The sequence below is a fragment of the Streptomyces sp. NPDC056161 genome (assembly GCF_042268025.1).
GTDB lineage: Bacteria > Actinomycetota > Actinomycetes > Streptomycetales > Streptomycetaceae > Streptomyces.
Map to the genome: position 1 here is coordinate 54,617 of NZ_JBHJUV010000029.1, position 25,328 is coordinate 79,944.

The 25,328-nt window shown below is 71.8% G+C and carries 21 protein-coding genes and 1 pseudogene; 6 read left to right on the forward strand and 16 right to left on the reverse strand.

Going from position 1 to position 25,328, the window contains the following annotated elements; translation table 11 throughout:
- Positions 1-60 precede the first annotated feature (60 nt).
- From ACFC09_RS25785 to ACFC09_RS25800, 4 genes and pseudogenes are all read right to left on the reverse strand, one after another.
- The gene (locus tag ACFC09_RS25785; protein WP_376532454.1) at positions 61-1,227 is read right to left on the reverse strand and encodes a cytochrome P450; all 1,167 of its coding nucleotides are present in this window, start codon (positions 1,225-1,227) and stop codon (positions 61-63) included.
- 216 nt (positions 1,228-1,443) lie between these two features.
- Positions 1,444-2,663, reverse strand: a pseudogene (locus ACFC09_RS25790) (amidohydrolase); the annotation flags it as partial.
- Between the two features lie 542 nt (positions 2,664-3,205).
- Positions 3,206-3,958: a hypothetical protein gene (locus ACFC09_RS25795; RefSeq protein ID WP_376532456.1), complete on the reverse strand. Its 753-nt coding sequence runs from the start codon at positions 3,956-3,958 to the stop codon at positions 3,206-3,208.
- A 40-nt stretch (positions 3,959-3,998) separates the two neighbouring features.
- On the reverse strand, positions 3,999-4,892 hold the full coding sequence (locus tag ACFC09_RS25800; RefSeq protein WP_376532458.1) for a nucleotidyltransferase domain-containing protein: 894 nt from the start codon (positions 4,890-4,892) through the stop codon (positions 3,999-4,001).
- A 432-nt stretch (positions 4,893-5,324) separates the two neighbouring features.
- Between ACFC09_RS25800 and ACFC09_RS25805 the strand changes: the two genes are divergently transcribed.
- Positions 5,325-5,798, forward strand: a complete 474-nt coding sequence (locus ACFC09_RS25805; protein WP_376532460.1) for a GNAT family N-acetyltransferase — start codon at positions 5,325-5,327, stop codon at positions 5,796-5,798.
- A gap of 47 nt (positions 5,799-5,845) precedes the next feature.
- Here the strand turns inward: ACFC09_RS25805 and ACFC09_RS25810 are convergent, their stop codons facing one another.
- Positions 5,846-6,592, reverse strand: a complete 747-nt coding sequence (locus ACFC09_RS25810) for a uracil-DNA glycosylase (RefSeq protein ID WP_376532462.1) — start codon at positions 6,590-6,592, stop codon at positions 5,846-5,848.
- Between the two features lie 447 nt (positions 6,593-7,039).
- On the opposite strand from ACFC09_RS25810, the gene ACFC09_RS25815 reads away from it, so the two are divergent.
- Entirely contained in the window at positions 7,040-7,492 is a 453-nt protein-coding gene (locus ACFC09_RS25815; RefSeq protein WP_376532539.1) for an RNA-binding S4 domain-containing protein, read from the forward strand.
- 285 nt (positions 7,493-7,777) lie between these two features.
- On the opposite strand, the gene ACFC09_RS25820 is transcribed toward ACFC09_RS25815, so the two are convergent.
- On the reverse strand, positions 7,778-8,461 hold the full coding sequence (locus ACFC09_RS25820) for a class I SAM-dependent methyltransferase (protein WP_376532464.1): 684 nt from the start codon (positions 8,459-8,461) through the stop codon (positions 7,778-7,780).
- A gap of 115 nt (positions 8,462-8,576) precedes the next feature.
- Positions 8,577-9,500, reverse strand: coding sequence for an acyltransferase domain-containing protein (locus ACFC09_RS25825; protein WP_376532541.1), 924 nt, complete (start codon positions 9,498-9,500; stop codon positions 8,577-8,579).
- Between the two features lie 188 nt (positions 9,501-9,688).
- Between ACFC09_RS25825 and ACFC09_RS25830 the strand changes: the two genes are divergently transcribed.
- Positions 9,689-10,015, forward strand: coding sequence for a DUF6343 family protein (locus ACFC09_RS25830; protein WP_376532466.1), 327 nt, complete (start codon positions 9,689-9,691; stop codon positions 10,013-10,015).
- Positions 10,016-10,062: 47 nt separating this feature from the next.
- On the opposite strand, the gene ACFC09_RS25835 is transcribed toward ACFC09_RS25830, so the two are convergent.
- The 5 genes from ACFC09_RS25835 to rpsA form a co-directional block, all read right to left on the reverse strand.
- Positions 10,063-10,443 (reverse strand): tetratricopeptide repeat protein, encoded by a 381-nt coding sequence (locus tag ACFC09_RS25835; protein WP_376532468.1) that lies wholly within the window; start codon positions 10,441-10,443, stop codon positions 10,063-10,065.
- 50 nt (positions 10,444-10,493) lie between these two features.
- Positions 10,494-11,126 carry a dephospho-CoA kinase gene (gene coaE / locus ACFC09_RS25840; RefSeq protein ID WP_376532470.1) on the reverse strand — a complete coding sequence of 211 codons (633 nt, stop codon included), beginning with the start codon at positions 11,124-11,126 and terminating at the stop codon, positions 10,494-10,496.
- 288 nt (positions 11,127-11,414) lie between these two features.
- The gene (locus tag ACFC09_RS25845; protein WP_376532472.1) at positions 11,415-12,350 is read right to left on the reverse strand and encodes a PAC2 family protein; all 936 of its coding nucleotides are present in this window, start codon (positions 12,348-12,350) and stop codon (positions 11,415-11,417) included.
- A 235-nt stretch (positions 12,351-12,585) separates the two neighbouring features.
- Positions 12,586-14,202, reverse strand: coding sequence for a flavin monoamine oxidase family protein (locus ACFC09_RS25850; protein WP_376532474.1), 1,617 nt, complete (start codon positions 14,200-14,202; stop codon positions 12,586-12,588).
- A gap of 518 nt (positions 14,203-14,720) precedes the next feature.
- The gene (rpsA, locus tag ACFC09_RS25855; protein ID WP_376532476.1) at positions 14,721-16,214 is read right to left on the reverse strand and encodes a 30S ribosomal protein S1; all 1,494 of its coding nucleotides are present in this window, start codon (positions 16,212-16,214) and stop codon (positions 14,721-14,723) included.
- A gap of 355 nt (positions 16,215-16,569) precedes the next feature.
- On the opposite strand from rpsA, the gene ACFC09_RS25860 reads away from it, so the two are divergent.
- Positions 16,570-17,424, forward strand: coding sequence for a class I SAM-dependent methyltransferase (locus ACFC09_RS25860; protein ID WP_376532478.1), 855 nt, complete (start codon positions 16,570-16,572; stop codon positions 17,422-17,424).
- A gap of 248 nt (positions 17,425-17,672) precedes the next feature.
- Complete coding sequence (locus ACFC09_RS25865; RefSeq protein ID WP_376532480.1) at positions 17,673-20,291, forward strand: ATP-dependent RNA helicase; 2,619 nt, start codon at positions 17,673-17,675, stop codon at positions 20,289-20,291.
- A 35-nt stretch (positions 20,292-20,326) separates the two neighbouring features.
- Here ACFC09_RS25865 and ACFC09_RS25870 read toward each other — a convergent pair whose 3' ends face one another.
- From ACFC09_RS25870 to ACFC09_RS25880, 3 genes are all read right to left on the reverse strand, one after another.
- The gene (locus ACFC09_RS25870) at positions 20,327-21,319 is read right to left on the reverse strand and encodes a DUF3068 domain-containing protein (protein WP_376532482.1); all 993 of its coding nucleotides are present in this window, start codon (positions 21,317-21,319) and stop codon (positions 20,327-20,329) included.
- A gap of 25 nt (positions 21,320-21,344) precedes the next feature.
- A complete protein-coding gene (locus ACFC09_RS25875; RefSeq protein ID WP_376532484.1) occupies positions 21,345-21,479 on the reverse strand; it encodes an SPW_0924 family protein in 135 nt (44 codons plus the stop codon).
- Positions 21,480-21,686: 207 nt separating this feature from the next.
- Positions 21,687-23,432, reverse strand: coding sequence for a lytic murein transglycosylase (locus ACFC09_RS25880; RefSeq protein ID WP_376532486.1), 1,746 nt, complete (start codon positions 23,430-23,432; stop codon positions 21,687-21,689).
- A gap of 307 nt (positions 23,433-23,739) precedes the next feature.
- Here ACFC09_RS25880 and ACFC09_RS25885 point away from each other — a divergent pair, with 307 nt between their 5' ends.
- Complete coding sequence (locus ACFC09_RS25885; RefSeq protein WP_376532488.1) at positions 23,740-24,594, forward strand: DUF4184 family protein; 855 nt, start codon at positions 23,740-23,742, stop codon at positions 24,592-24,594.
- Here the strand turns inward: ACFC09_RS25885 and ACFC09_RS25890 are convergent.
- Positions 24,515-24,928 carry a hypothetical protein gene (locus tag ACFC09_RS25890; protein ID WP_376532490.1) on the reverse strand — a complete coding sequence of 138 codons (414 nt, stop codon included), beginning with the start codon at positions 24,926-24,928 and terminating at the stop codon, positions 24,515-24,517. The genes ACFC09_RS25885 and ACFC09_RS25890 overlap by 80 nt on opposite strands.
- Positions 24,929-25,328 lie beyond the last annotated feature (400 nt).

The following is a 25,328-nucleotide window of genomic DNA, read 5'->3' on the forward strand; positions in this document are numbered from 1 at the left end:
GGGAAATTTTTTTCGCGGCCCCCGTTCCCGGAGGTCATTCGCGGCCCGTTTTCTGGGAGGTCAGTAGGTCACGGGGAGCGCGACCAGGCCACGCGCGCGTAGCGACCGGCGCCAGCGCAACCCGCCGTCGCCGAGTGCGAGATCCGGGAACCGTTCCAGCAGCGCGGACAGGGCGATCTCGGTCTCCACGCGAGCCAGCGGCGCGCCGATGCAGTAGTGGATGCCCTGACCGAGGGCGAGGTGACCGGTGGCGTCACGGCCGAGGTCGAGGCGGTCGGGGTGCGGGAAACGGGCGGGGTCGCGGTTGGCGGCGGCCAGCGACAGCCAGACCGTCTCGCCCGCGGGCACGGTCACTCCGGCGATCGTCACGTCCTCGACCGGGAAGCGGCGGATCGCGAACAGGGCGGGTCCCTCGTAGCGGGCGAACTCCTCGACGGCGCTCGGCAGCCGGCCGGGATCCCGGCGCAGTTCGGCGAGTTGGGCGGGGTGGGCGAGGAGGGCGAGCACGGAGTTGCCGATGAGCTGCACCGTGTTCTCGTATCCGGCGAAGAGGATGAGGAAGGCGAGGGACATCAGCTCGTCCTCGCTCAGCCGGTCACCCGCCTCACGCACGGCGATCAGGTCGGAGAGCAGGTCGTCACCCGGGTCCGCGCGTTTGTCGCCGAGCAGCCGGGTGAAGTACCCCAGCATCGCCACCACCGCCTCCTTGCCGGCCTGGGGCCGGGCCGGATCGGGCGCGACGAGGACGTCGGTCCAGTCCCTGAAGTCCAACCGGTGCTCGTCGGGGATGCCGAGCAGATCGCAGATGACGGTGATCGGCAGGGGCGCCGCGTAGGCGGCGACGAGGTCGGTGCTGCCGTGCGGGCCGAGCGCGTCCAGCAACGCGTCGGCGGTGCGCCGGATCGGTGCGCGCAACTGCTGGACGCGGCGCGGTGTGAAGGCCCGGCCGACCAGTCGGCGTACGCGTGTGTGGTCGGGCGGATCCATGTTGAGGAGATTGGCGTCCAGCGCCGGCGGCAGGGAGAAACCCTTGTAGGTGCCGGCTGTGGCGTGCTGTTTGTCGAGCGAGAGCCGGGGGTCGGCGAGGGCGGTCCGCACGTCGTCATAGCGGGTGACGAGCCAGGCGGGGGTGCCGTCGGGGCCGGTGATGCGGTGGACCGGCGCACTGTCGCGCAGCCGGCGGTACACGTCGTAGGGATGGTCGAGCAGGCCGTCCGCGAGATCCACGAGGTCCAGCCTAGGCAGTGGAACCCGGTGGTCAGACACCCGAGCGCTCGGATGCGCGGACGCGTGGGTGCACAGGGGTACACAGGTGCGTGGGTGCGCGGGTGCGCGGGTGCGCGGGTGCGCGGGTGCGCGGGTGCGCGGGTGCGCGGGTGCGCGGGTGCGCGGGTGCGCGGGTGCGCGGGTGCGTGAGGTTACGGATGCGCGTGCCCCGCGTGCTCAGGTGTCGTACTTCTGGACACGGCGGCCGTGGCTGCGGGCGATGAGCGCGGGCAGCCGAGCCGTCAGCTCCTCCACCACCGTGGCGACGTCGATGGTCAACAACGCGCGGTCGCGCATCAGGATCCGGCCGTCGACGATCGTGGTGCGTACGTCGGAGGAGCGTGCACTGTGCACGAGCGTGGCGGGGAGATCGTGGACGGGCTGGGTGTGCGGGCCGGTGAGGTCGACGAGGTCGGCCCGGCGGCCCGGCGGCCCGGCGGCCCGGCACGAGGCTGCCGACGCGCTCCCCCAGGCCGACGGCCCGGGCGCTCTGCAGCGTGGCGTGATGCAGGGCCTGGCGTGCCGTCAGCCACCGCGGATCGCCCGTACTGGACTTCTGGATCAGCGAGGTCAGGGCCATCGACTCCCAGACGTCGAGGGAGTTGTTGGAGGCGGCGCCGTCGGTGGCGAGCCCGACCGGGACGCCGATGTCGCGCAGGGCGCGGACGGGAGTGGTGGTGGGCCAGGCGAACTTGAGGTAGCCGCGGAGCGCGGTCGCCACCGCCGTACGGCCCGAGGTCCGTTCCAGCAGGGGCAGGTCGCGGTCGACGATGCCGGTGCCGGTGCCGTGAGCGATGAGCAGATCGGTATCGAGGAGTCCGGCCCGGTGCAGCGTCTCGATCGGGGTCACGCTGTGCCGGGCCAGGCCGATATCGGTCTGGTCGCGGTTCTCGGCCGCGTGGATGTGGACGGGCAGGCCGTGTTCACGGGCGAGGTCGGCGGTGGCGGCGAGGTCCGCCTCCGTGACGGTGTACGGCGCGTGCGGGGCCAGAGCCGTGGTGATGCGGCCGTCGGCCCCGCCCCGGTGACGCAGCGCGAACTCCAGGGACGCCGAACGTCCCTGAGGTCCCCTGCGAGGAGAAGTACACCTGGCCGAGATGGGCCCGGATCCCGCACCGCGCGACGACAGAAGCGACCGTGTCCATGGCGAAGTAGTGGTCGGCGAAGCAGGGAACGCCGCCGCGGATCAGCTCGGCGCAGGCGAGCAGCGCGCCCAGTTGCACGTCCTTCTCGGTGAGGTTGGCCTCGACCGGCCAGATGACGTCGTTGAACCACTCGCCGGTGGGCAGGTCCTCGGCGATGCCGCGCAGGGCGACCATCGGCGTATGGGTGTGACAGTTGATCAGGCCGGGCATGGCGAGCTGTCCGCGGGCGTCGAGGCGGTCGGCGGCGACCAGGGTCCGTACTGGGAACGGGCAGGGGGAACCAATCGAGGTACCAAACGAGGAACCGGGCGGGGATACGGGCGGGGATACGGGCGAGGGACGAAAGAGGAACTGGACGAGGAACCGGTCAGGGATGCGGGCGAGGGGCGAAAGAGGAACCGAACGGGAGCGGGCCCGGGGGCGTAGCCTGCCCCCGGGCCCTTGAATGCCGCCCACGATCACACGCCGGCACGCTTGAGGACCCAGGTCAGTCGTCAAGTCGTCGCGTCCTGCCTTTGGACCACCGCGTATCGAGCTACGCGGGCTGGACTTGAACCAGCATTTCGACGCGCTGGGGCCTGGGCCCGGTCGATCCGGCGATCGGCGGCGAATGCTGAGTCTGGAGCGAGAGTCTGAGATTGAACGCGGTCTGCCTCTGCCGGTTGGGCTACCGCGGCACGGGATGAATGCCGCGGGGAGGACTCGAACCTCCACTGGAACCGCTCCGTCACGACAAGCTTCAGCTTCAGCTTGCGCTCCTCGCGCACCCCGGTCACCAGGGACCGGGGAGTCTGTCAGGCCGCACCACCGTCCGGCCGGCCGAAAAGGTACCCGAACACGGCGTCACCGACCCGCTGGTCGACCACGTCGGTGCCGTTCGCCTCCTCGCGGGCGAACTTCACGGCCTGCTGCAATTTCTCCACCCGGCCGAGGAGTTCGTTGACCCGCCGGGCCGGGAGGGCGCCGGAGAACTTCACGGTGGTCCAGTACCCGATGGGCACGTCCTCGTAGTAGACCTCGACCTGGGCCGGGTGCTTGTCGGTGGCCTCCGCCTTGACGTGGTTGCGCGGAATCTTCTTGGTCCGCACGGTCCGCACCGGCTCGGTCTTCCAGGCGTCGGTGGACGGGTCCTGCGCCCACGACTCGGAGGCGTCGAGCACCGGCAGCTTCCGCGCGAAGGTGTTGAGGTCGACGAGCTGCTTCTCCAGGAACAGCAGGTAGGACACGGGGGCGTCGGCGACAAGCACCCGTCCGTCCACCGTCACGTCCGCCCGCGCGGTGCAGTTGGCCCAGTCCTTGGTGGCGGTCACGTCGAACAGCCGGGTCAGGGTCGCCGCGGTCTCCCGCAGCACGTCCTCGGCCATGACCTGCACCCGCGTGGACTCGGGCGGCAACTGCTCGCCCTCCTCGTCCTTCGGCTGGTACGTCCGGGAGATGCCCGCGAGCAACGCGGGCTTCTGCAGCCCGTGGTGCGCGGTCGTCAGGTCCTGGTGCGCCTTGGACTTGATGCCCTTCTCGACTGCGATGATCTGGTTGCGTTTCGCCACGAGGAAGACGCTACCGGGGCAACTCCGCCATCTCGAATGATTATTCGATACCCAGGAGAGCGCGAGCTGTCGCGACCGACTCCTCGAAAAGGGCCTCGGCCCGCTCGATCCCGGCCACGAGAGCATCGCCGTCCGGCGCGTCACCGGGCGGCCCATCCCCATGCAGGCGGTCGCCGGACGGGGCGTCGCCGGGCGACCCGTCACCGTGGGGCCCACCGCCGTGCAGCCTGGCCACGATGTCGTCGACGGCGCGCAGTCCCGCCCGCTCCAGTAGCCGCTTCTCGTTGGTCACCCATTCCCCGCGCGCCGCCAGCACCGCGTGGGCGCTCTGGGCGGCGGCCACGGCAAGGGCGCCGGCGACCTCGGTGAGACGGCCGTGCGGTGCGTGGTTGGCCTTGGCGTAGCCGAGGGTGGCGCGGGCGGTGCCGTACCAGTGTCCGGGAGCCGTACGGCGCAGCTTCGGCGGATAGGCCCCGAGGCGCGGCAGTTCACCTCGCAGCACCGTGTTGACCGCCAGCTCGGCGACGACCAGGTAACTGGGGATCCCGGCGAGGTGGAAGAGCAGCGGCTCCACCCGGAAGCGGCCCTCCCGCGCCTCCGCCAGTTCGTGTTCGACCACGTCCAGATCGCGGTAGTGCACGTCGACGCGACGGCCGTCGACGCTCAGCCAGGCGCCGCCGTTGAACACCCCGCCGCCCCAGCCGCCGATCTCCGACACCTCGCCGGGCCAGCCGAGTGCGCGCAGGTCGGCGGGGGCGAAGTGACCTCGGTAGTAGACGGCGAGGTCCCAGTCGCTGTCGGGACGGTGAGTTCCCTGGGCCCGGGAGCCGCCGAGAGCCACGGCGCACACACCGCGGAGCGCGGCGAGACGGTCGGCGGTGGTGTCCAGGAAGGTCTGATCGGGCTGATCGGGCTGATCGGGCTGGGACGGCATGAAAGAGACTCCGGCGGGTGGGGCAGAGGTGGGGTACGCGATGGTGCGGCGTGGTGCGAGATGAGGTGGCGTGGGCTGGGCAGGGGCGTGGTGGAGTGGGGCGTGGTGGAGTGGGGCGTGGTGGAGTGGTTCGGCGCGCAGGGGTGGTGGCTTGTGTCGCGGCGAGATGCGGTACAGCCGGGTGTGCGCGGTGCGATGGAGGTCGCGGGAAGCGTATGTGTGGTGAGCCGGACGTGCGAGCCGAATAATTCGGATGCGGATGCGGAACCCGCCCCGGGATGATCGGCGGATCGTCCTCCGTCGACCACCCGTGCCAGGAGTCGCCGTGCCCCAATGTGTCACCGTCTCCGCCCGCTTCTCGCCGCTCGGGCACCGACGCGCCTCCGTCGTCGGCGAAGCCGCCACGAAGCACGATCGAGGGGGAATGCCGGCGTGAGCGCCGGGGCCTACGTGACCGACGTCGTCCTGCGGCGGGCCGTCGCGTCCGACGCACGGGCCGCCGCCGACGTCTGGCTGCGTTCCTACGACGCCGCGCTGCCGACGGTCGTGCGTCCGCGCTCCGACGACGACGTCCGCAACCACTTCCGGAACGTCGTCGTGCCGCTCAGGGAGACCTGGGTCGGCGAAACGGCCGACGGGGGCGTGATCGTGGGGGTGATGGTCCTCGACGGCACGTTGCTCTCCCAGCTCTATCTGGACCCCGGTTGGCGGCGCCGCGGTATCGGCGACCGGTTCGTCGGCCTGGCCAAGGAACGCAGCCCCGGGGGCCTCACCCTGTGGACCTTCCAGGTCAACGAGCCCGCCCACCGTTTCTACGAGCGGCACGGCTTCGTCGCCGTCGAGTTCACGGACGGCAGCGGGAACGAGGAGCGGGAACCGGACGTTCGCTATGTGTGGCAGCCGTGATCCGTGTGATCAGCGCGTAGACCCCGTCCCGCGACGGGTCCGTCCTCTCATTTCTTTCCGGGAAGTCCGGCCGCGTCCGCCGCCGCGCGCAGCACGTCCCGCAGCATGTCGGGGGTGAGTCGGCCGGTGAACGTGTTCTGCTGGCTCACGTGGTAGCAGCCGAAGAGGTCCAGGCCGCCGAGCGACACCCGGGTGCCGTGCGCGAAGGCCGGCCGGGGGCGGGGGACGGTCCAGCCCGCCTCGGCGAACGCGGGCAACGCGGCCTGCCAACCGAACGCGCCCAGCACGACCGCGGCCCGCACGGTGGGCCGCAGCAGCGTCAGTTCCCGGACCAGCCAGGCGCGGCAGGTGTCGCGTTCGGAGGGGGTCGGTTTGTTGGCGGGTGGGGCGCAGTGCACGGGTGAGGTGACGCGTACGCCGTACAGTTCCAGACCGTCGTCCGCGCTCACCGAGGTGGGCTGCGAGGTCAGCCCGATGTCGTACAACGCCTGATACAGCACGTCTCCCGAGCGGTCGCCGGTGAACATGCGGCCGGTCCGGTTGCCGCCGTGCGCGGCGGGAGCCAGCCCGACGATCAACAGCCGGGCGTCGGGCGGTCCGTACCCGGGCACGGGGCGACCCCAGTACGTCCAGTCGTTGAAGGCGGCGCGCTTGGTGCGGGCCACCTCCTCCCGCCAGGCGACCAGCCGCGGGCAGGCCCGGCAACCGGCGATACGACGGTCGAGACCGCCGAGATCATCGAGTTCGTCGACACCGTGGAGGCTGTCGAGATCGTCGAGACCGCTGCTGTCCATTCCTCTACGGTATGCCTGCCGATACGGTATGCCCGCCGAATGCCTGCCGAGAAATCGCCCCCGTCGCGACGAACGCACAGATCGGAGTGGCGCGCGGCCGAGCGGACGGGCCGGCGGGTGGCGGGCGCGGAAAACGCTGCGGTGTCTCCCGGTCCCGAGAGCTAAGGTCGGGGCATGGCTTCCGAGGACGCGGTCGAGAACAGGAACCACGGGGCAGGCGGGACCGGCGCTCCGACGGCGAGCGGGCGATCCGATGTGCGCCGGGCCCGGACGTCCGACGGATCCGGCACCGGCGGACACCGGCCCGCGGACCGTACGGAGGCCCGGCAGGACACGCGGGCGAGCGCCCCGGACCACGACCTTGCCGACGGCTCCACCGAGGGTCACGGGTCGCGTGCCGACGACGAGCCCGATGAGACTCCTGAGGTATCCGGCTCCGGCGACGCTCTGGATCCCAAGGTCACCGCTGCGGTCGCCGCCGCTGATGCGGCCGGTCCCGGCAAGGGCGAGACCGTCCGCATCGACAGCTGGATCTGGGCGGTGCGCCTGATCAAGACCCGCTCGATGGGTGCCACCGCCTGCCGTGGTGGGCACGTCCACGTCAACGGTGAGCGCGTGAAGCCCGCCTACTCCGTGCGTATCGGCGACGAGGTGCGGCTTCGGCAGGAGGGCCGGGAGCGCATCGTCATCGTCAAACGCCTGATCCGCAAGCGGGTCGGCGCCCCCGTGGCGATTCAGTGCTATGTCGACAACTCACCTCCGCCCCCGCCCCGTGAGGCTGTCGCCCCCGCGGGCCTGCGTGACCGCGGAACCGGCCGCCCCACCAAACGCGACCGCCGCGAGCTGGAACGGCTACGGGCACTGCGGGCACTGGGGAACCGACCCCCGGGAGCACGCTAGCCACATCGGTGGGCCTCCCCCCTCCCCCCTCCCACCCTCCCACCGTTATGCGGGCGCGGAGTCTTCGCGCCGATGTGGACTCGACGTACGGCCGAGCCGGACGTGTAACCGCAGACGAATGCGCCGAGAGCCGTGGCAGAGCCGGCGGCGCCGAAGGCCGTGGCGGAGGTGGACGCGTCGAAGACCGTAGCGGAGCCGGCCGTACGGCGTAGGCGGCCGGACGGGGTCTCCGGCGAGGCGAGCGGGACATGCACAGCCGTCAGCCGGTGAAGCTGTGCCGTCAGCTCACTGGGCCGCCCGAACCGCGCGCACCCACACCCGGTCCGGTGTCAGATACTCGGCCACCTCCAGTCCGGCCTCCGCCAGCGCGGCCTCGAACTGCTCCTTCGTCAGCGGCCGGGCCAGGAACGTCTGTGTCCAGACCGCGTCCGGGAACTCGTACTCCGCGAGCACCGAGTTCACCCCGTCGCCGACCGGTTCGGCCGAGACCATGCGGATCGTGAAGCCGCTGGGGTCGACCCGCTCCCGGGGCAGATTCGTGTGGTAGTCCTCGCCCTCCCGCTGGATGAGCACGCTGCCGCCCTCCGCCACGTGTCGGGCACAGGTGCGCAGCAGGCCCCGCCGTACCTCTATGTCCCCGGCGTGCACCAGGAACGACGCGAGCATCACCACGTCGAACGTCTCGCCCAGGTCGAGATCCTCGATCGGGCTGCATATCGTGCGCGCCCCGCGGACGCGTTCCAGCATTTCGGTGGATTCGTCCACCGCGGTGACCGTGAAGCCACGTTCCATCAGGGGGTGGGTCATGCGTCCCACACCGCAGCCCAGCTCCAGGATGTGTGCTCCGGCGGGCACGGCCGCGGCGATGATGTCGGGCTCGTTGTTCACCGGCAGGCGTGAATACAGCTCCACGGCGCAGCCGTCCGGAGTGATCGCGCCGGGCCCTGTTCCCTGGTATCCGTCTCGCATTTCTACCGTCATGCCCGAACAACGGGTGGGTGTGGCTGGGGCGTTCCTGGGGTGGGCTAGTTCACTCGTTCGAGTACTTCTGGCCTGGTCGGGAACTCCGAGGAAGCGTCGGGAACTACGTGTGGGGCGGTGCCGGGTGCAGCGCGCACCATCCGTGTCCGAGGTGCCAGTGGCCGCCGGCCCGCAGATGGTCGACGACGGCACGCTCGACGGATGTGCGTCGGGGGAGGTCGTCGACGGGAAGGTCGGGGTCGCCGAACACGAACCGGACGGGGTCGGTGTCCGACGGTTCCGTGTCCTCGTGGGTGGGGCGGAAGCGCTGTTGGAAGCGGACGATGTTGGAGTCCGCGGGCAGGTACCGCCTCAGCTGCGGGTCGAGCAGCCAGGAGTGGCAGACCGCGATCCGGTGCCGTTCCTCGGGGAAGTGCCGGGCGAAGAACTCTCGTGCACGCGCCAGGGAGCGGTCGCAGGCGGCCGGGGTCAGTGGTCCGGAGAAGTCGGGGATGTGGAGGGCGAGGGCGGGGTCACCGGGCGAGACCGGCCGCCCGCTCTCCGTGATCAGGTGTGCCGCCTGCTCCCCGAGCGCCGTCCGCTCGAACTGGAGCCGGCCGAGCTGGTACAGCGCGCCGCGGAAGTGGCGGACGAGCCAGTCGGATGCCTGCACCCCGCCGTGGCCGTGCTGCCTGCGGTGGACGGCCATGGCCCGGCCGAGGTCGGCGAGGGTGCGCCGGGAGACGTCGGCCGGGATGCCGCGGTCGCGGTGGTACGCACGCGTGTGCGGGAGGGCGCCGAGGAAGACGTAGGCGAGGAAGTAGGGGCCCGTCCGCGCCGGTGCCTCGGCGAGTCGCTCCGCCGGCCGCACCGGGCGGCCGGGGACACCGATGTCCCGGACCAGGTCCTCGACGCACTCCTCCAGGAGCCGCAGCGCGCCGGCGTCACCGGTGACGGTGCGGTGGAGGCGTACCAGTTCGTTGATGTCCTCGTGGGGCACGCTCAGGTCGAGCAGCAGCTCGGGCAGGTCCTCGGCGGCGGGCAGCACCACGCGGTTCCCCTCTCGGACGACGTTCGCGTCTCGTTCTGGTCGATGTGTACGTCCTGGTCGATGCGTATGTCCTGGTCGATGCATACGTCCACGTCTCAGCGCGCGGCGTCCATGTCCCAGCGGACGTGTGTGCCTTGGTCGGGGCGCTGGTCGAAGAGTACGTTGCAAGCAGGAGTGGTGATCCGATGCGTACGGGCAGTGAACCGACGACCGCGCGCAGTGCGCTGCGGGCGCGGTTCTGGCTGAGCGTGTGGGGGCTGGTCTGGGCCGTCTTCGGCACGGCGGCGTTCGCGCTGGTCGGGCGTCCGGGCTGGGCCGCCGCCTGCGGAGTGCTGTGGCTGGTGGCCACCGTCGACATGGCCGTGGTCCTCAGGCACATCCGGCAGGGTCCGCATTATCAGCCGGGCCGGGACATGCCGCCGTACTCGCCACCGGAGGTCCCGCCCCCTTACCGTCGCCCGCCGCACAGCCGTCCGTCCTACGGGCGTCCGCCGCGGCACCGTCACCCCTAGCCACGCACGCCCGTCCGTCCGTCCGCTTGTCCGCCCGTTCGCCGGGGTCAGGAATCGAATTGCGCGGCCTTCAGGTACTGCGGGTTCGGGTCGAGTGCTGCGGCCAGCCGGAAGTGGCGTTTTGCCTGGTCACGGCGGCCCTGGCGCTCGTAGGTGCGGGCGAGCGCGAAGTGTGCGAACGCGTTGTCCGGTTCGCGTTCCAGGACGATGGTGAACTCCAGCTCGGCGGGCCTCAGTTGTGCGGAGGCGAAGAAGGCACGCGCGCGCAGCAGACGGGCGGCGGTGTTCTCGGGGTGCGCGGCGATGACTCCGTCGAGCAGCTTCACCGCGCCCCGCGGATCCCGCGCGTTGAGCAGTTGCTCGGCGGCACGGAAGTCGATGACGTGCGTTTCCGGGGTACGTCCGGGCGATCCGCTGGTCTCGGGCACGGCACAGTCCTTCCCTTGCAGACGACATTCAACGCCCGCGCGCGTGCGGGCTATTCCCCCGGTGCCCGCCGGGAGCCGGCGCGGTGGGCCCGCTCTCTGCGGACCAGGTCGGTCCATACCTCGGCGACGCGGCGGCGCAGGGCGTCCAGGGGTACGTCGTTGTCGATGACGACGTCCGCGATCTCCAGGCGTTTCTCACGGGTCGCCTGCGCGCCCATACGCGCGCGTGCGTCCTCCTCGGTCATGCCGCGCCGCCGTACGAGTCGGTCGAGCTGGGTCTCGGGGCTGGTGTCGACGACGACCACGATGTCGTAGAGCGGCGCGAGGCCGTTCTCGGCGAGGAGCGGGACGTCGTGGACTACGACGGCGTCGGGGGCGGCCGTGGTCTCCAGTTCGCGGGAGCGGGCGCCCACCAGGGGGTGCACGATCGAGTTCAGGACGGCCAGTCTGTCGGGGTCGGCGAAGACGATCGCGCCGAGTCCGGGCCGGTCCAGGCTGCCGTCGGCGGTGAGGATCCGGTCGCCGAAGGCTTCGACCACCGCCGCGAGTCCCGGGCTGCCGGGCGCGACGACCTCGCGCGCGATGCGGTCCGCGTCGATCAGTACGGCACCGTGGTCGACGAGCAGCCGCGACACCTCGCTCTTGCCGGCGCCGATCCCACCGGTCAGACCAACTTTCAGCATGGGCGAAAGCCTAGACGCTCCGCTCCGCGGGCGGAGGGGGCGGTGCGGGCCGACCTTGGAGGTCGGCACCCCGCACTCCGTGCGTTCCGTGTATCGCGTGCCGTGCGCGCGTCGCATACGTGCCGTGCGCGCGTCGCACGCGTTCCCTGCATCGCATGCGTCCCCTGCATCGCATGCGTCCCCTGCATCGCATGCGTCCCCTGCATCGCATGCGTCCCCTGCATCGCATGCGTCCCCTGCATCGCAGGTGCTCTCTGCATCGCAGGTGCTCTCTGCTCGTGGCGTCGGTCAGGCTTCGCCCTCGCGCTCCGCGAGGAATCGTTCGAACTCCTGTCCGATCTCGTCGGCCGACGGGATCTCGACCGGTTCGGCGAGCATGTTGCCCCGGGTCTCGGCGCCCGCGGCGGCGTCGTACTGGTGCTCAAGGCCCTGGACGAGGGCCGTCAGCTCCTCGTCGCCCTCCTGGACCTGCCGGTCGATCTCGGTCTGGGTGCGGTGCGCGTCCGTGCGCAGCGAGTGCGCGATGCCGGGCAGGACCAGACCGGTGGCCGCCGTGATGGCCTCCAGAGCGGTGAGTGCCGCGTCCGGGTACGGGGAGCGGGCGATGTAGTGCGGGACGTGCGCGGCGACGCCCAGGACGTCGTGTCCGGCCTCCATGAGGCGGTATTCCAGCAGCGCCTCGGCGCTGCCGGGCACCTGGGCCTCGTCGAAGGGGCTGCGGCCCGGGACGAGGTCGGTGCGGTTGCCGTGCGGGGTGATGCCCACGGGGCGGGTGTGCGGGACGCCCATGGGGATGCCGTGGAAGTTCACGGAGAGGCGGACACCGAGCCTCTCCACGATCTGCCGTACGGCCGTGGCGAAGCGCTCCCACTCGACGTCCGGTTCCGGTCCGGACAGCAGCAGGAAGGGCGCGCCGGTGGCGTCCTGGACCATGTGGACCTCGATGGCCGGGACCTCGTAGTCGACCCAACGGTCCCGTTTGAACGTCAGCAGCGGGCGGCGGGCCCGGTAGTCGACGAGCCGGTCGTGGTCGAAGCGGGCCACGACCTGGTGGGGCAGCGAGTCGAGGAGCCGGTCGACGATCTGGTCGCCGGTCTCGCCCGCGTCGATGTATCCGTCGAAGTGGTAGAGCATGACAAGACCGGCCGACTCCTGGGCCAGCGCCATGTCGACGACGGCCAGCCCCTTCGGCTCCCATGCGTACAAACCCTGCGGATCAAGCACTGTGACCGCTCCTCCTCTGTTCCCCAGGGCTCAACGCCCGGGGGGACGCGGGCATTCCCGCCTCCCCCCACGGTCTGCCCTGCGGTCCTCCCCCGCAGTACTCGACCTCACCTCGACCTCACCTCGACCTCACCTCGACCTCACCTCGACCTCGCCCCGACCTCGGGCCGACCTCGGCGCGCTCTCGGCGCTGCCCCGGCCCGCTCTCGGCCCGGCCTCGGTGGGCGGGGCGAGGTCAGGAGGCGAGGACGCGCTGGTGCAGTTCGGTGACGACCTTGCGGGCGGAGGAGATGGCCCCGTGCTGCCACGCGTCCAGGTAGCTCAGGTAGTCACCGGCGAAGTACACGTTGCCCTGCGCCTGGTTGAGCGGCGCGTACGCCGGGGCGTCGGGGCCGCCGGGCATGGAGTGCCAGGCGCCCTCCAGGTAGGGGGCGAGCTTCCACTGGTGCGAGAAGGACGTGGCCAGTTCGGTGCGGTACTTGTCGCCGTGGATCTTGACGCCCTGGGAGAGGGCGCGTTCCAGGCGCTGGGCGGGGGTGAGCGCCGAATACGCGTCGGAGTGGGCGCCGGTGTTGTAGTAGCCGATGACGACACCGCGGTCGCCGAGGTGGCCGTAGGACGGGTACCAGATGTGGTCCAGGTCCATGTCGGTCTCGGTGATGCCGCCGAAGATCCTGAAATCCTGCTCCCACCAGCGACTCTTGTACTCAAGGCCGATCTTGGAGGCGTGGGAGGGCCGTACGGCGAGGAGGGCGGTCTGCACGGCGGAGCCGAGGTTGTGCGCGGTCTTCGCGAGGATGTGCGGTGCCAGTGTGGCGATGCAGTAGTCGGCGGTGACGGTCCTGGTGCGGCCGTGCTGGGTGTAGGTGACGACGACGCCGTCTCCGGTGTTCTTGATGTCTGTGACGGGCGCGCCCGTGCGTATCCGCTCCTCGCCGATGGCGCGGGCGAACGCACTGGGTATCCGGTCCATGCCGCCGACCGGCTGGAACATCAGCATGGCCTGGTCGTAGCCGAACTCGAAGGAGAAGTACCGGCCGACGTTGGAGGCGAAGACCTCGGAGAGCGTGGGGACGTCGCCGAGTTCCTTCCCGGGGGTGCCGGCGGCGCCGGGGGCGAGGGCGTAGCCGCGGTGTTCGGTGCCCGTGCAGGCGTAGTCGGAGCCCAGGGAGCCGTAGTCCTTCAGGAAGGCGAGCAGCCGTTCCTTGTCGCCGGCCGTCAGGTCGCTGTCGAGGGCGCCCGCGTTGGTGGCCTTCGAGAGCAGTTCGGAGACGTAGCCGTAGACGTCGGCCTTGGCAGTGCGGTACTGGACCGGGGCTCTCATGCCGGTGCTCTCGTTGTAGATGAGCGCGTCGGCGTTGGTGTTGGTGAAGACCTCTATGGGTACGCCGAGTTCGCGACAGTAGTCGAGGGTGACCATCCACTGGGCGAGTCGGGCGGGTCCCGCGTTCATGTACTGGCCCTTGCTGAAGCCGGCCGTCTGGCTCACGCCGTTGATGTCGGTGAGCCGGTCACCGCCGCGGACGGTGAGGTTCCGGCCGCCGACGCGGTCGCGGGCCTCCAGGACGGTGCAGTCGTATCCGGCCTTGCCGAGTTCGTACGCGGAGGTCAGGCCGGCGATTCCGGCGCCGATGACGACGACTTTCGCGGGCTTGCCGGTGCGGCCCTGGAGGGTGAAGTCGCTGCGGCGGGGCGCCTGGAACGGTGTGTCCTTCTCGGCCGCGTAGGCGGCGGTGGGGGCGAGACCGAGGGCCCCCATGGTGGCGAACATGGCTCCCGCTCCGCCGGCGACGCCGACGCTGCGCAGGAAGTCACGGCGGCTCGTACCCGATGCGAACTGAGACTCTGTCATGGCTGAGGCTCCTGTCTCGATCATGAACGACCGAGGAAGCCTCGCAGTGGCCGGTTACAGCCCATCAGCTGCTCGTGTATCTTGCAGGTTTCTGCCGTACTGGCGCCAACTCCCGTACGGGCGCGCCCTCAAATACCTCAAGTGCGTCGCATGCCTCTCGCGCGTCGCATGCCTCTCGCGCGTCGCATGCCTCTCGCGCGTCGCATGCCTCTCGCGCGTCGCATGCCTCTCGCGCGTCGCATGCCTCGTATGTCTCGCATGCCTCGGATGGCGCGCATGCCTCGGATGACGAGGAGAGCCGTGCGGGACTGTGCGGCGACGGACCGCGCGGAGACTCCCGCGACCAGCCGCGAGCGGACTCCCGCGCGATCGCCGGGGGCCGCCTCCGGCGAGAGCCGTCCTCGGCCGAAGACCGGCCGCGCGCGCACGACTGAGGGGCCGCACCCGGAACGGATGCGACCCCTCGGTCACTTGCCTGGCTTCAGCAGCCGACTGGGATCAGTCCCCTCGGGGACCGTTCAGCTCTGGCCGCCGGCGAGCTTCTCACGCAGCGCGGCCAGCGCCTCGTCCGAGGCCAGCGCACCGGAGTTGTCCGGGCCCTCGGAGGAGTACGAACCGCCACCGGACGCGGCCGGAGCGGCGGCCTCGCCACCCTCGGCGGCAGCGGCGGCGTCGGCCTCGCGGGACTTGATGACCTGCTGCTGGTGCTGCTCGAAGCGGGTCTGCGCCTCGGCGTACTGGCGCTCCCACTCCTCACGCTGCTTCTCGTACCCTTCGAGCCAGTCGTTGGTCTCGGGGTCGAAGCCCTCGGGGTAGATGTAGTTGCCCTGGTCGTCGTAGGACGCGGCCATGCCGTACAGGGTCGGGTCGAACTCGACCGAGGCCGGGTCGGCACCGAAGGACTCGTTGGCCTGCTTGAGGGACAGCGAGATCCGGCGGCGCTCCAGGTCGATGTCGATGACCTTGACGAAGATCTCGTCGTTGACCTGGACGACCTGCTCCGGGATCTCCACGTGGCGCTCGGCCAGCTCGGAGATGTGGACCAGGCCCTCGATGCCCTCGTCGACACGGACGAACGCACCGAACGGAACCAGCTTGGTGACCTTGCCCGGAACGACCTGACCGATCTGGTGGGTGCGGGCGAACTGCTGCCACGGGTCTTCCTGCGTCGCCTTCAGCGACAGGGAGACACGCTCGCGGTCCATGTCGACGTCGAGCACCTCGACGGTGACTTCCTGACCGACCTCGACGACCTCGGACGGGTGGTCGATGTGCTTCCAGGACAGCTCGGAGACGTGGACCAGACCGTCGACGCCGCCCAGGTCCACGAAGGCACCGAAGTTGACGATCGAGGAGACCACACCGGAACGGACCTGACCCTTCTGCAGGGTCGTGAGGAACGTCTGGCGGACCTCGGACTGGGTCTGCTCCAGCCAGGCACGGCGGGACAGGACCACGTTGTTGCGGTTCTTGTCCAGCTCGATGATCTTGGCTTCGAGCTCCTTGCCGACGTACGGCTGGAGGTCGCGCACGCGGCGCATCTCGACCAGGGAGGCCGGGAGGAAGCCGCGGAGGCCGATGTCGAGGATGAGACCACCCTTGACGACCTCGATGACGGTACCGGTGACGATGCCGTCCTCTTCCTTGATCTTCTCGATGGTGCCCCAGGCACGCTCGTACTGGGCGCGCTTCTTCGAGAGGATCAGGCGGCCTTCCTTGTCCTCCTTCTGGAGGACGAGGGCCTCGATCTCGTCGCCGACGGCGACGACCTCGTTGGGGTCGACGTCGTGCTTGATCGAGAGCTCGCGGCTCGGGATGACACCTTCGGTCTTGTAACCGATGTCGAGCAGGACCTCGTCCCGGTCGACCTTCACGATGACGCCGTCGACGATGTCGCCGTCGTTGAAGTACTTGATCGTCTCGTCGATCGCTGCGAGGAAGGCTTCCTCGTTACCGATGTCGTTGACCGCTACCTGCGGGGTGGTGGCGGTGGTCTCGGTGCTGCTCGTCATGTGGGAAAGGGCTCCGGTACGGACATTGAAGTCGTAGGTACTGCTTGCGCCAGGAGCCCGTTTCGCTCTGCAGAAGCCGGACAGCCAAGGAAGCGCCCCACCGGGTGATCCGGCGACGGCGCCTCGACAACCGAGGGGACATACAACAGATGCGAGCACAGCCTGCTACGTCTGAGGAGCGCAGGCCCGCAGCGCAACTTGTAGCATACGGGGGCAGCCGGACAGGGTCAATGTACGAAGGCGCACAGCCGGGGCGGATCGCCGCATACCCGGCACAAAATGCGTCCAGCCAGGCCACGCCGGTCCGCGGGGTCTCTCTGCGGGGTCTCTCTCGGTACGCCTTCTGCGACCCACCTTGAGGGCTGCGCGGAAGAGGAACAGTACGACGAGGGAGCCGATCATCCAAGAGTCCGAAGCGTCCGAACCGGAGGCCACCCGGCGTGCGGCCGGTGCCGTGGAGAGCGCCCGCGCCAATCGCGGCTGGTGGGACCGGAATGCGGACGAGTACCAGACCGAGCACGGCACGTTCCTCGGGGACGACCGTTTCGTGTGGGGTCCCGAGGGCCTCGACGAGGTGGAGGCGGAGCTGCTCGGCCCGCCGGACGAGCTGAAGGGCAAGGCCGTCCTGGAGATCGGCGCGGGCGCGGCGCAGTGCGCGCGCTGGCTGGCCGCGCAGGGGGCGCGTCCGGTGGCCCTGGACCTCTCGCACCGCCAGTTGCAGCACGCGCTGCGCATCGGCGGATCGTTTCCTTTGGTGTGTGCCGACGCCGCCGCGCTGCCGTTCGCGGACGCCTCCTTCGACCTGGCGTGCTCGGCGTACGGGGCGCTGCCGTTCGTGGCGGATCCGCGGCTGGTGCTGCGGGAGGTGCGGCGGGTGCTGCGGCGGGGCGGCCGGTTCGTCTTCTCCGTCACGCACCCGGTCCGCTGGGCGTTCCCGGACGAGCCGGGGCCGGAGGGGCTGAGCGTCTCGGCGTCGTACTTCGACCGCACCCCCTACGTCGAGCAGGACGAGCAGGGCCGGGCGGTGTACGTCGAGCACCACAGGACGCTCGGCGACCGCGTCCGGGACATCGCCTCCTCCGGTTTCCGGCTGGTGGACCTGGTCGAGCCGGAGTGGCCGGAGTGGAACACGTCGGAGTGGGGCGGCTGGTCCCCGCTGCGCGGCGGCCTGCTCCCGGGTACGGCGATCTTCGTCTGCGAACGGGACTGAGGCGGAGGGGCCCCGAAGGGGGCCGGCGCGGGGAGTCCGCGAACAGGGTCCGGCGCAAGCGGTCACCGAACAGGGGCTGACGCGGGGGATCCGCGGGCGGGGACGCGCGCGTGCGGGAGGCCCGGGGCCCGGTGCGGGAGGCACGGGGCCGGTGCGGGAGGCGCGGACGCACGCGCGCGTGCGGCGGAGCGGAGTCGTCCGGCACGCGCGTGTGCCGGACGGCCCCGGCGGCGTACGACACTGGGGGCGTGATCCGTTACGACGCCCTGGACGCCCTGCCCGTACGCGGTGCCCTGCCCGCGCTGGACGACGCCCTGGCCGGGCACGGCACCGCCGTCCTGGTGGCGCCGCCCGGCACCGGCAAGACGACGCTGGTGCCGCTCGCGCTGGCCGGGCTGCTGGGCGACGGGCCGGCGCGGCGGGTGGTGGTGGCCGAGCCGCGGCGGATCGCGGCGCGCGCCGCGGCCCGCCGGATGGCGTGGCTGCTGGGCGAGGAGGTCGGGCGCCGCGTCGGCTACACCGTGCGCGGTGAGCGGCTGGTGGGGCGCCACGCGCGCGTGGAGGTGGTCACGACCGGCGTGCTGCTCCAGCGGCTCCAGCGGGACCAGGAACTGTCCGGGGTCGACGTCGTGGTGCTCGACGAGTGCCATGAGCGGCATCTGGACGCGGACACGGCGGCGGCGTTCCTGTGGGACGTGCGCGAGACGCTGCGTCCGGAGCTGCGGCTGGTGGCCGCGTCGGCGACCACGGACGCGCAGGGGTGGGCGCGGTTGCTGGGCGGGGCGCCGGTGGTGGCGGCGCGGGGTGCGGCGTACGAGGTCGAGGTGGTGTGGGCGCCTGTGGCGCGTGCCGTGCGGCCGCCGCACGGGCTGTGGGTGGATCCGGCGCTGACGGCGCATGTGGCGTCGGTGGTGCGGCGGGCGCTGGCCGAGCGGTCCGGGGACGTGCTGTGTTTCTTGCCGGGGGTCGGTGAGATCGCCCGGGTGGCCGGGCAGTTGGGGGATGCGGGTGCGCTCGGTGACGTCGACGTGCTCCAGGTGCACGGGCGGGCGCCGGCCGCGGTGCAGGACGCGGTGCTGGCGCCCGGGGCGCGGCGCCGGGTGGTGCTGGCCACGTCGGTGGCGGAGTCCTCGCTGACGGTTCCGGGGGTGGGGGTGGTGGTCGACTCGGGGCTCGCGCGGGAGCCGCGGGTGGACCACGCGCGCGGGCTGAGCGCGCTGACGACGGTACGGGCGTCGCAGGCGGCCGGGCGGCAGCGGGCGGGCCGGGCCGGACGTGAGGGGCCGGGTGTGGTGTACCGGTGCTGGGCGGAGGCCGAGGACGGGCGTCTGCCGCGGTTCCCCGCGCCGGAGATCAAGGTGGCCGATCTGACGGCGTTCGCCCTTCAGTCGGCCTGCTGGGGTGATCCGGACGCGTCCGGTCTCGCGCTGCTGGATCCGCCGCCGGGCGGGGCGATGGCGGCGGCGCGCGAGGTGCTCGCGGCGATCGGCGCGGTGGACCGGGCGGGCCGGGCGACGCCCCGGGGGCAGCGGCTGGCCCGGCTGGGACTGCACCCCCGGCTGGGGCGGGCGCTGCTGGATGCGGCGCCTCTGGTGGGTGTGGAGCGGGCGGCGGAGGTGGTGGCGCTGCTGAGCGAGGAGGCGCCGCGGGCGTACGGCGACGATCTCGCCGCCGCCGTGCGGACGGCCGGGCGCGGTGGTGACGGGTACGCGGGGCGGTGGCGGGCGGAGGTACGGCGGCTGCGGGCCGCCGCCGAGTCCGCAGCCGCCGACGCCGATGTCCCTGCACGGGCGCCGACGCCGGCCGGTGCGGCCCGTCCTGCCGGTCCGGGTGGGCTGGGTGGACTGGGTGGACTGGGTGGACTGGGTGGTACGGCCGGTCCGGTGGTTTCCGGGGCGGACCGGGCGGCCGGTGTCGTCGCGGCGCTCGCGTTCCCCGAACGGGTGGGGAAATGGGGCGGCGGATCCTGGCTGATGGTGTCGGGGACGCGGGCCGAGGCCGCGGAGGGTTCGGTGCTGCGCGGCTGCGAGTGGCTCGCCGTCGCCGCCGCCGACCGGCCCGTGGGCAGGGGCCACGCGCGCGTGCGGCTCGGGGCCGTGGTGGACGAGGACGTGGCCCGGGTCGCGGGTGGGGCGCTGCTCGCCGAAGAGGACGAGGTGCGCTGGGCCGACGGTGACGTCACGGCACGCCGGGTGGAGCGGCTGGGCTCCGTCGAACTGGCGGTGCGGGCGCTGCCGGACGCGGCGCCCGCTCTGGTGCGCGGGGCACTGCTCGACGGGCTGCGGCAGGAGGGGCTCGGGCTGCTGCGGTGGTCCGCGGAGGCGGGCGTGCTGCGGCAGCGGCTGGCCTTCCTGCGGCTGCGTCTCGGTGCGCCCTGGCCGGACGTGTCGGACGACGCGCTGCACGCGCGCGTGGACGACTGGCTGGAGCCGGAGCTGGGGCGGGCCGGGCGGCGGGCCGATCTCGCGCGGATCGACGCCGGGCAGGCGCTGGGGCGGCTGCTGCCCTGGGCGGACGGAACGGCCGCGCGTCTGGACGAACTGGCCCCGGAACGGATCACCGTGCCGAGCGGGTCCCGGATCCGGATTGACTACGGCGATCCCGAACAGCCCGTGCTCGCGGTCAAGTTGCAGGAGATGTTCGGGCTGCACGAGTCACCGGCCGTCGCGGGGGTGCCGCTGCTCGTGCACCTGCTCTCCCCCGCCGGCCGGCCCGCCGCGGTCACCGCCGACCTCGCCTCCTTCTGGCGGGACGGCTACCGGGGTGTGCGGGCGGAGTTGCGCGGTCGGTACCCGAGGCATCCATGGCCCGAGGACCCGGCCGCGGCCGAACCCACCCGGCACACCAACGCCCGGCTCGGGCGCTGACCGGCCGGCGGACCGCACCGGCCGGGGCACCGGGTTCACGCGCCGACCGGTTCGGGTTCGGCCATGTCCGCGGGTGCGGGTTCTCCCGGCCGGCGGCCGCGTGCCTCCAGCCAGAGGGAGAGGACCAGCAGCAGGGCGCCGGCGGCCAGGCATCCCCAGGGCAGGTAGGACGTGAGCAGCAGGACGACGGTCCGGTTCTTCTTGACCATGGACACGGTGCTCTCGATGTAGTCCTCGCGCATCTTCACATCGCCGGCGAACGCGGTCACCTTGTCCCGGCCGCCGAGCAGGGTGCCGCCGCGCAGTTCCTCCTGGTGCAGTTCCTCGCCGTACACGGGGGCTCCGGTGACGGGCTCGACCCAGAACTTGCGGACCGTGCTGTACCAGCGGGTCGTGCCGGTCCTGGCGACGGACTCGGGGGTGATGCCCTCGACGGGCATGGCCTTGGGGAAGGGGACCTTGGTCCAGGGGATGGTCTGCTCGAAGTAGTAGACCGTCAGGCCGCGGAACTTCTGGGTGCCTTTGTAGTGGATGGGGCTGGTGGTGCGGCTCTGTGCGTCGAAGTACTCGTAGTCCCGCTTCTCGGTGAGGAAGGGCCACTTGTACTCGATGCCGTCCCGCCGGACCGGGTCGCCGTCGACCATCTCGCCGGTGGCGTGCACGGGTTCCTGGGAATGGGCGTCGAAGATGTAGCGCTCGGGGATCTCGGAGACCATCTTGCCGTCGGGTCCCTGGACGTAGGACATGCCGTCCCAGACGACCACGTCCCGGCCCGCCGTCCGCTCGATCTTGTTCGCGGCCTCCACGTTGCCCTTGAGGGTCTGCACGATGGTGACCTTGGGGACCTTCCGCGCCCGCATCGTGCCGTAGTCGAGGAGGGTGGCGTCCTTCGCCTCCAGGACCATGTCCTGGTACTGGTTCGGCGGGATCTTGGCGAGGCGCGGGAAGGCGTACCAGCGCAGCAGTGGGGACAGCGCCGCGAAGAACACGGCGAGGGCGAGCAGGATCAGGCCGGCCTTGCGGCGCATCTCGGCCTCCCTCCTGGGCGGGCGGTCACGGGTGTGCGGGCACGGTCGTCAGCAGCGGCTTCGGGGAGGTCCTGCCGTCCGGCAGGCCCACGGCCGTGATGGCGAGGACCAGGGCGACCGCGACGGCGAGACCCGCCACGGCGGCGATCAGGGCGCGCATACGGAGCCTCCCCGGACGGTCCGGAACAGTCGGGCGCAGTCGCGCGCCTGTCCGCGGTGGTCGCGGACCGGTGGCGAACTGATGGTTCGTCAGGTCCGGCACGGTAGCAACGGGAGGGCGAGATGAGAACAGGTCGCACACGGACGAGGGCGCCCGCCCGCCGAAGCGGAGGGGCGCCCTCGTCAGGGAGCGTGCTGCCCGCGGTCGTTACGACGACGCGGAGGGACTCGGCGACGGGTCGGCCGACGGGTCGGCGTCGGTCACCGTCAGCCTGACGGTCAGCGCCGCACCGCCGGTGGTGGTGATCTTGAGCAGGAACGTGCCCGTGGTGTCGTCCGCGTACAGTTCGGGCAGTTTCAGCTGCCCGTTCTCGTCGGTGACCAGGCCGGTCAGGGTGCGTACGGGGTCGCCGTCGGCGTTCTTGAAGTACGGGCCCTTGTCGTTCACGCTGTCGTCCAGCACCGACTTGACCAGGGTGGCGGTGGCCGCGACGCCGTCCGCGGCCGCGCCCCGGTACATGGCCTTCACCGTGACCGGGTCGGCGAACTCACCGCCCGCGGGGCAGGTCAGCGCCGCGTCGCTGCTGGCGTCGGCGAGGGCGTCGGCGGCGCGCGGGGTGACCTTCGCGGAGAAGTCGAGGGCGTTGACCGCCGTCCGGCCGACCACGGTGGCCCGGACCGTGAACTCGCCGGTCTTCTCGCCCGCCGTGAGCGTCGGCGCGACGGCCACACCGCTGGTGTCGGTGGTGACCGTGGCGACGCTCTCGCCGCCGGCGAACGTGGCGTCGGTGTCCCCGACCAGGGTGAACCGGACGCGAACCTTCCCGACGGACTGGCCGAGCCTGGTCACGGCCCGCGTGCTGATCTTCCCGCTGAAGGCGTCGCCGGCCATCGCCGCGAGCGTGCCGGTGCCCGCGTTCGCCAGATGGTCCACCGTGTCGGTGGGCGTCGGCGACGTGGGCGGCGGGGTCGACGGCGTACCGGTCTCGGGCGGTGTCGACGGCGTACCGGACGCGGGCGGACTGGGCTGCGGGGTGCCGGACGGTTTGCCCGGCTCCGGCTTCGACCCGGCCGGTTTCCCGGGCGACGAGGGCTTCGGGTCGGCCGGTTCGTCGCTGCGGTGGGAGGGCAGGTGACCGCTGCCGTCGGGGACCGAGTGGGTGCCCTTGCGGTAGTACTCCAGCCACGACAGGACGGTGTCGAGGTAGTCCTGCGAGTTGTTGTAGCTGAGGATCGCCCGGTCGAGCTCGGCCTGCGTCGACAGGTCCCAGTCGTAGCGGCACAGGTAGTAGCCGGCCGCGAGCGCGGCGTCGTACACGTTGTTCGGGTCCTTGACGCCGTCGCCGTTGCCGTCACGGCCCGCCCAGGCCCAAGTGGACGGGATGAACTGCATGGGGCCGACGGCCTGGTCGTACTGGCTGTTGCCGTCGTACTGGCCGTGGTCGGTGTCCTTGATCAGCGCGAAGCCGTTGCCGTCGAGCTGCGGGCCGAGGATCCTGCCCAGGGTGTTGCCGTTCGCGTCGACCTGGCCGCCGCGGGCCTGACCGGACTCGACCTTGCCGATGGCCGCGAGGAGTTCCCAGGGCAGGTTGCAGCCCGGCTTGGCGGTGCGCAGCTCCGCCTCGGCCCTCTTGTACGCGTCCAGGACGGTGGCCGGTATGCCTGCCTCCGCGTCGCCCTGGGCGACCGGGGTGCCGACGGGCGACGACGACGGGCTGGGGCTGGGGTTGGGGCTGTTGAGGGGCGGCAGGTCCGTGTAGTACGGCGAGTTACCGGTGGCGTTGGTTCCGGAACCCTCCTCCGGTCCAGGAGTGCTGGTGCCGGCGGCGGCCCGGTTGTCCTGGTCGGCCGTCACGCTCGGCGCCTGGGACGCCGAAAGGGCCGCGACCGCCGCCGCGGCCACCGCGGTCGTCGCCGCCCCCTTGCGCAGCCTCCTGCCGAAATGCGCCGCCATAAGGTGAACCCCTCCCGTGGACGTCCCACGCCCGTCTTCCGACTGTCTGCTCGCTCTGTATCGACGATCGATCCGGAGCAGAGGTTGCCCCGTTGCGCCGACCGAGTACGTACGGTGACCCGTCCGGCCGAATGTCCCGGGCGGCGACCCGTGTGACCCTACGGCAACTTTCTTTGCACGGGCACCCGTTGCCGCCCGGTTTTCACCGGTTGGCCATATGCCGTTGTGCTCGGAGAGGTCCCTCATACTTGACGAAAGCGTTCACCGGGTCGGCACAGCGGCCGACGACCGCTTCAGGGGGCTTTCGTTGCCGTTCACTCTCAGCCACGCCGCAGCCGTCCTGCCCGCGCTGCGCCCGGACGGGACCGGGCGGGGCAGGCTGGTGCCCGCGGTGCTCGTCGCGGGATCCTTCGCCCCCGACATGACGTTCTACGCGGCGAGCGTCCTGCCCGGCGCGATGGAGTACGGCACGGTCACCCACTCGGTCGGCGGCGTCCTCGGCATCGACGTGCTGACCGCGTGGGCGCTGGTCGCGCTGTGGCTGCTGGTCCGCGAACCGCTGGTGGCGCTGTTGCCGCGAGCCCGCCAGAAACGACCCGCGGCCCTGCTGCGGTGCGGGGCGCCCCGCGCGCGCCTGCGGCCCGCGACGGTCGCGTGGTGGTACGTCTGCGCGGTCCTCGGCGCGCTGACGCACGTCGTGTGGGACGCCTTCACGCACCACGGCCGCTGGGGCACGCGACTGCTCCCGGTACTGGACCGGGACCTGGCGGGCGCGCCGCTGTACTGGTACCTGCAGTACGCCGGTTCCGCCCTGGCCGCGTTCGTGATCACCGCGTTCGCGGTGCGTGCGCTGCGCCGCGCCGCGGCCCGCGAACCGGTGGGGGTGCCGGTCCTGTCCGTACCGGACCGGTGGCGGGCCGGTGCCGTGCTCGGCGGCTGCGCGACGGTCGGAGCGGTCGAACGCGCGGGCCGCTGGTGGGCGTCCTGGGGTGCCACGGCGCACCCCTGGGACCTGCTGCCCGCGGTGTGCTTCGGGGCGGGCGCGTGGCTGGTTCCGGGGCTGGTGGCGTACGCCGTGGGTGTCAGAGTGTGGCGTCCGGCCCTGGTTCCGGCCGGTCCCGGTGGGGACGATGCGCGGCGGACCCGGACGGTCGCTCCGTGAGGGTCGCCACGAACACGGTGATGGTGCGGGACGGCCGTGGGCGTGGGCGTGGGAGCAGGGTGAGCAGCAGCGCGAGGTAGCTGCGGGCCAGCTCGTTCCAGTGGCGCCAGCGGCGGGCCGGATCGGGGCGGGAGGCGTGCCCGCCGAGTCGACGCCCGAGGTCCGACACGGCGTTGCGCACCGTCGTCGCCGGGGCGGTGGGGATGCGGGCGGTGCTTGCGTCAGCCGCGAGGGCCGGGACCGGCGGGGACTGCGGGGACGGGGCCACGGCGGCGTCCGCCCTGGCCATGATCCGCGCCTGTGCCGTCCGGCGGTGGAGCATGCGTATACCCATGCTCGCATCCTTGCTGGCGGGCGGGGCGGGGGCGTTTTGGCGGGGGCCACGTGAGTGACGGCTGCCTGCGGGGCTTGGGCGGGGGTGGCGCGGGTGGGCTGGTGATGAGGGGTGGGATGGGGTGGGCTCGGCACCCCGGGGTGAATGTTGGGGGCTGAACGCCGTTGCGCCGGGACAGGGGCGGGGCCGACTGCGCGATGGGGTGGAGGTGGGGCGGGCTCGGCGCCGCAGGAGTGCGTGCATCGTGGGGGCTGAGCGCCGTTGCGGTGGAACAGGGGCAGGGCCGACTCTGCGATGAGGTGAGGGTGGGGCGGGCTCGGCGCCGCAGGAGTGCGTGCATCGTGGGGGCTGAGCGCCGTTGCGGTGGAACAGGGGCAGGGCCGACTCTGCGATGAGGTGA

Coding starts and splice junctions, on each gene's coding strand:
- ACFC09_RS25800 (WP_376532458.1), bottom strand. CDS start 4,892: ATGCCGTCCCAGCCCGATCAGCCCGATCAGCCCGATCAGACCTTCCTG.
- ACFC09_RS25810 (WP_376532462.1), bottom strand. CDS start 6,592: ATGGACAGCAGCGGTCTCGACGATCTCGACAGCCTCCACGGTGTCGAC.
- ACFC09_RS25820 (WP_376532464.1), bottom strand. CDS start 8,461: ATGCGAGACGGATACCAGGGAACAGGGCCCGGCGCGATCACTCCGGAC.
- ACFC09_RS25830 (WP_376532466.1), top strand. CDS start 9,689: ATGCGTACGGGCAGTGAACCGACGACCGCGCGCAGTGCGCTGCGGGCG.
- coaE (WP_376532470.1), bottom strand. CDS start 11,126: ATGCTGAAAGTTGGTCTGACCGGTGGGATCGGCGCCGGCAAGAGCGAG.
- ACFC09_RS25850 (WP_376532474.1), bottom strand. CDS start 14,202: ATGACAGAGTCTCAGTTCGCATCGGGTACGAGCCGCCGTGACTTCCTG.
- rpsA (WP_376532476.1), bottom strand. CDS start 16,214: ATGACGAGCAGCACCGAGACCACCGCCACCACCCCGCAGGTAGCGGTC.
- ACFC09_RS25870 (WP_376532482.1), bottom strand. CDS start 21,319: ATGCGCCGCAAGGCCGGCCTGATCCTGCTCGCCCTCGCCGTGTTCTTC.
- ACFC09_RS25875 (WP_376532484.1), bottom strand. CDS start 21,479: ATGCGCGCCCTGATCGCCGCCGTGGCGGGTCTCGCCGTCGCGGTCGCC.
- ACFC09_RS25880 (WP_376532486.1), bottom strand. CDS start 23,432: ATGGCGGCGCATTTCGGCAGGAGGCTGCGCAAGGGGGCGGCGACGACC.
- ACFC09_RS25890 (WP_376532490.1), bottom strand. CDS start 24,928: ATGGGTATACGCATGCTCCACCGCCGGACGGCACAGGCGCGGATCATG.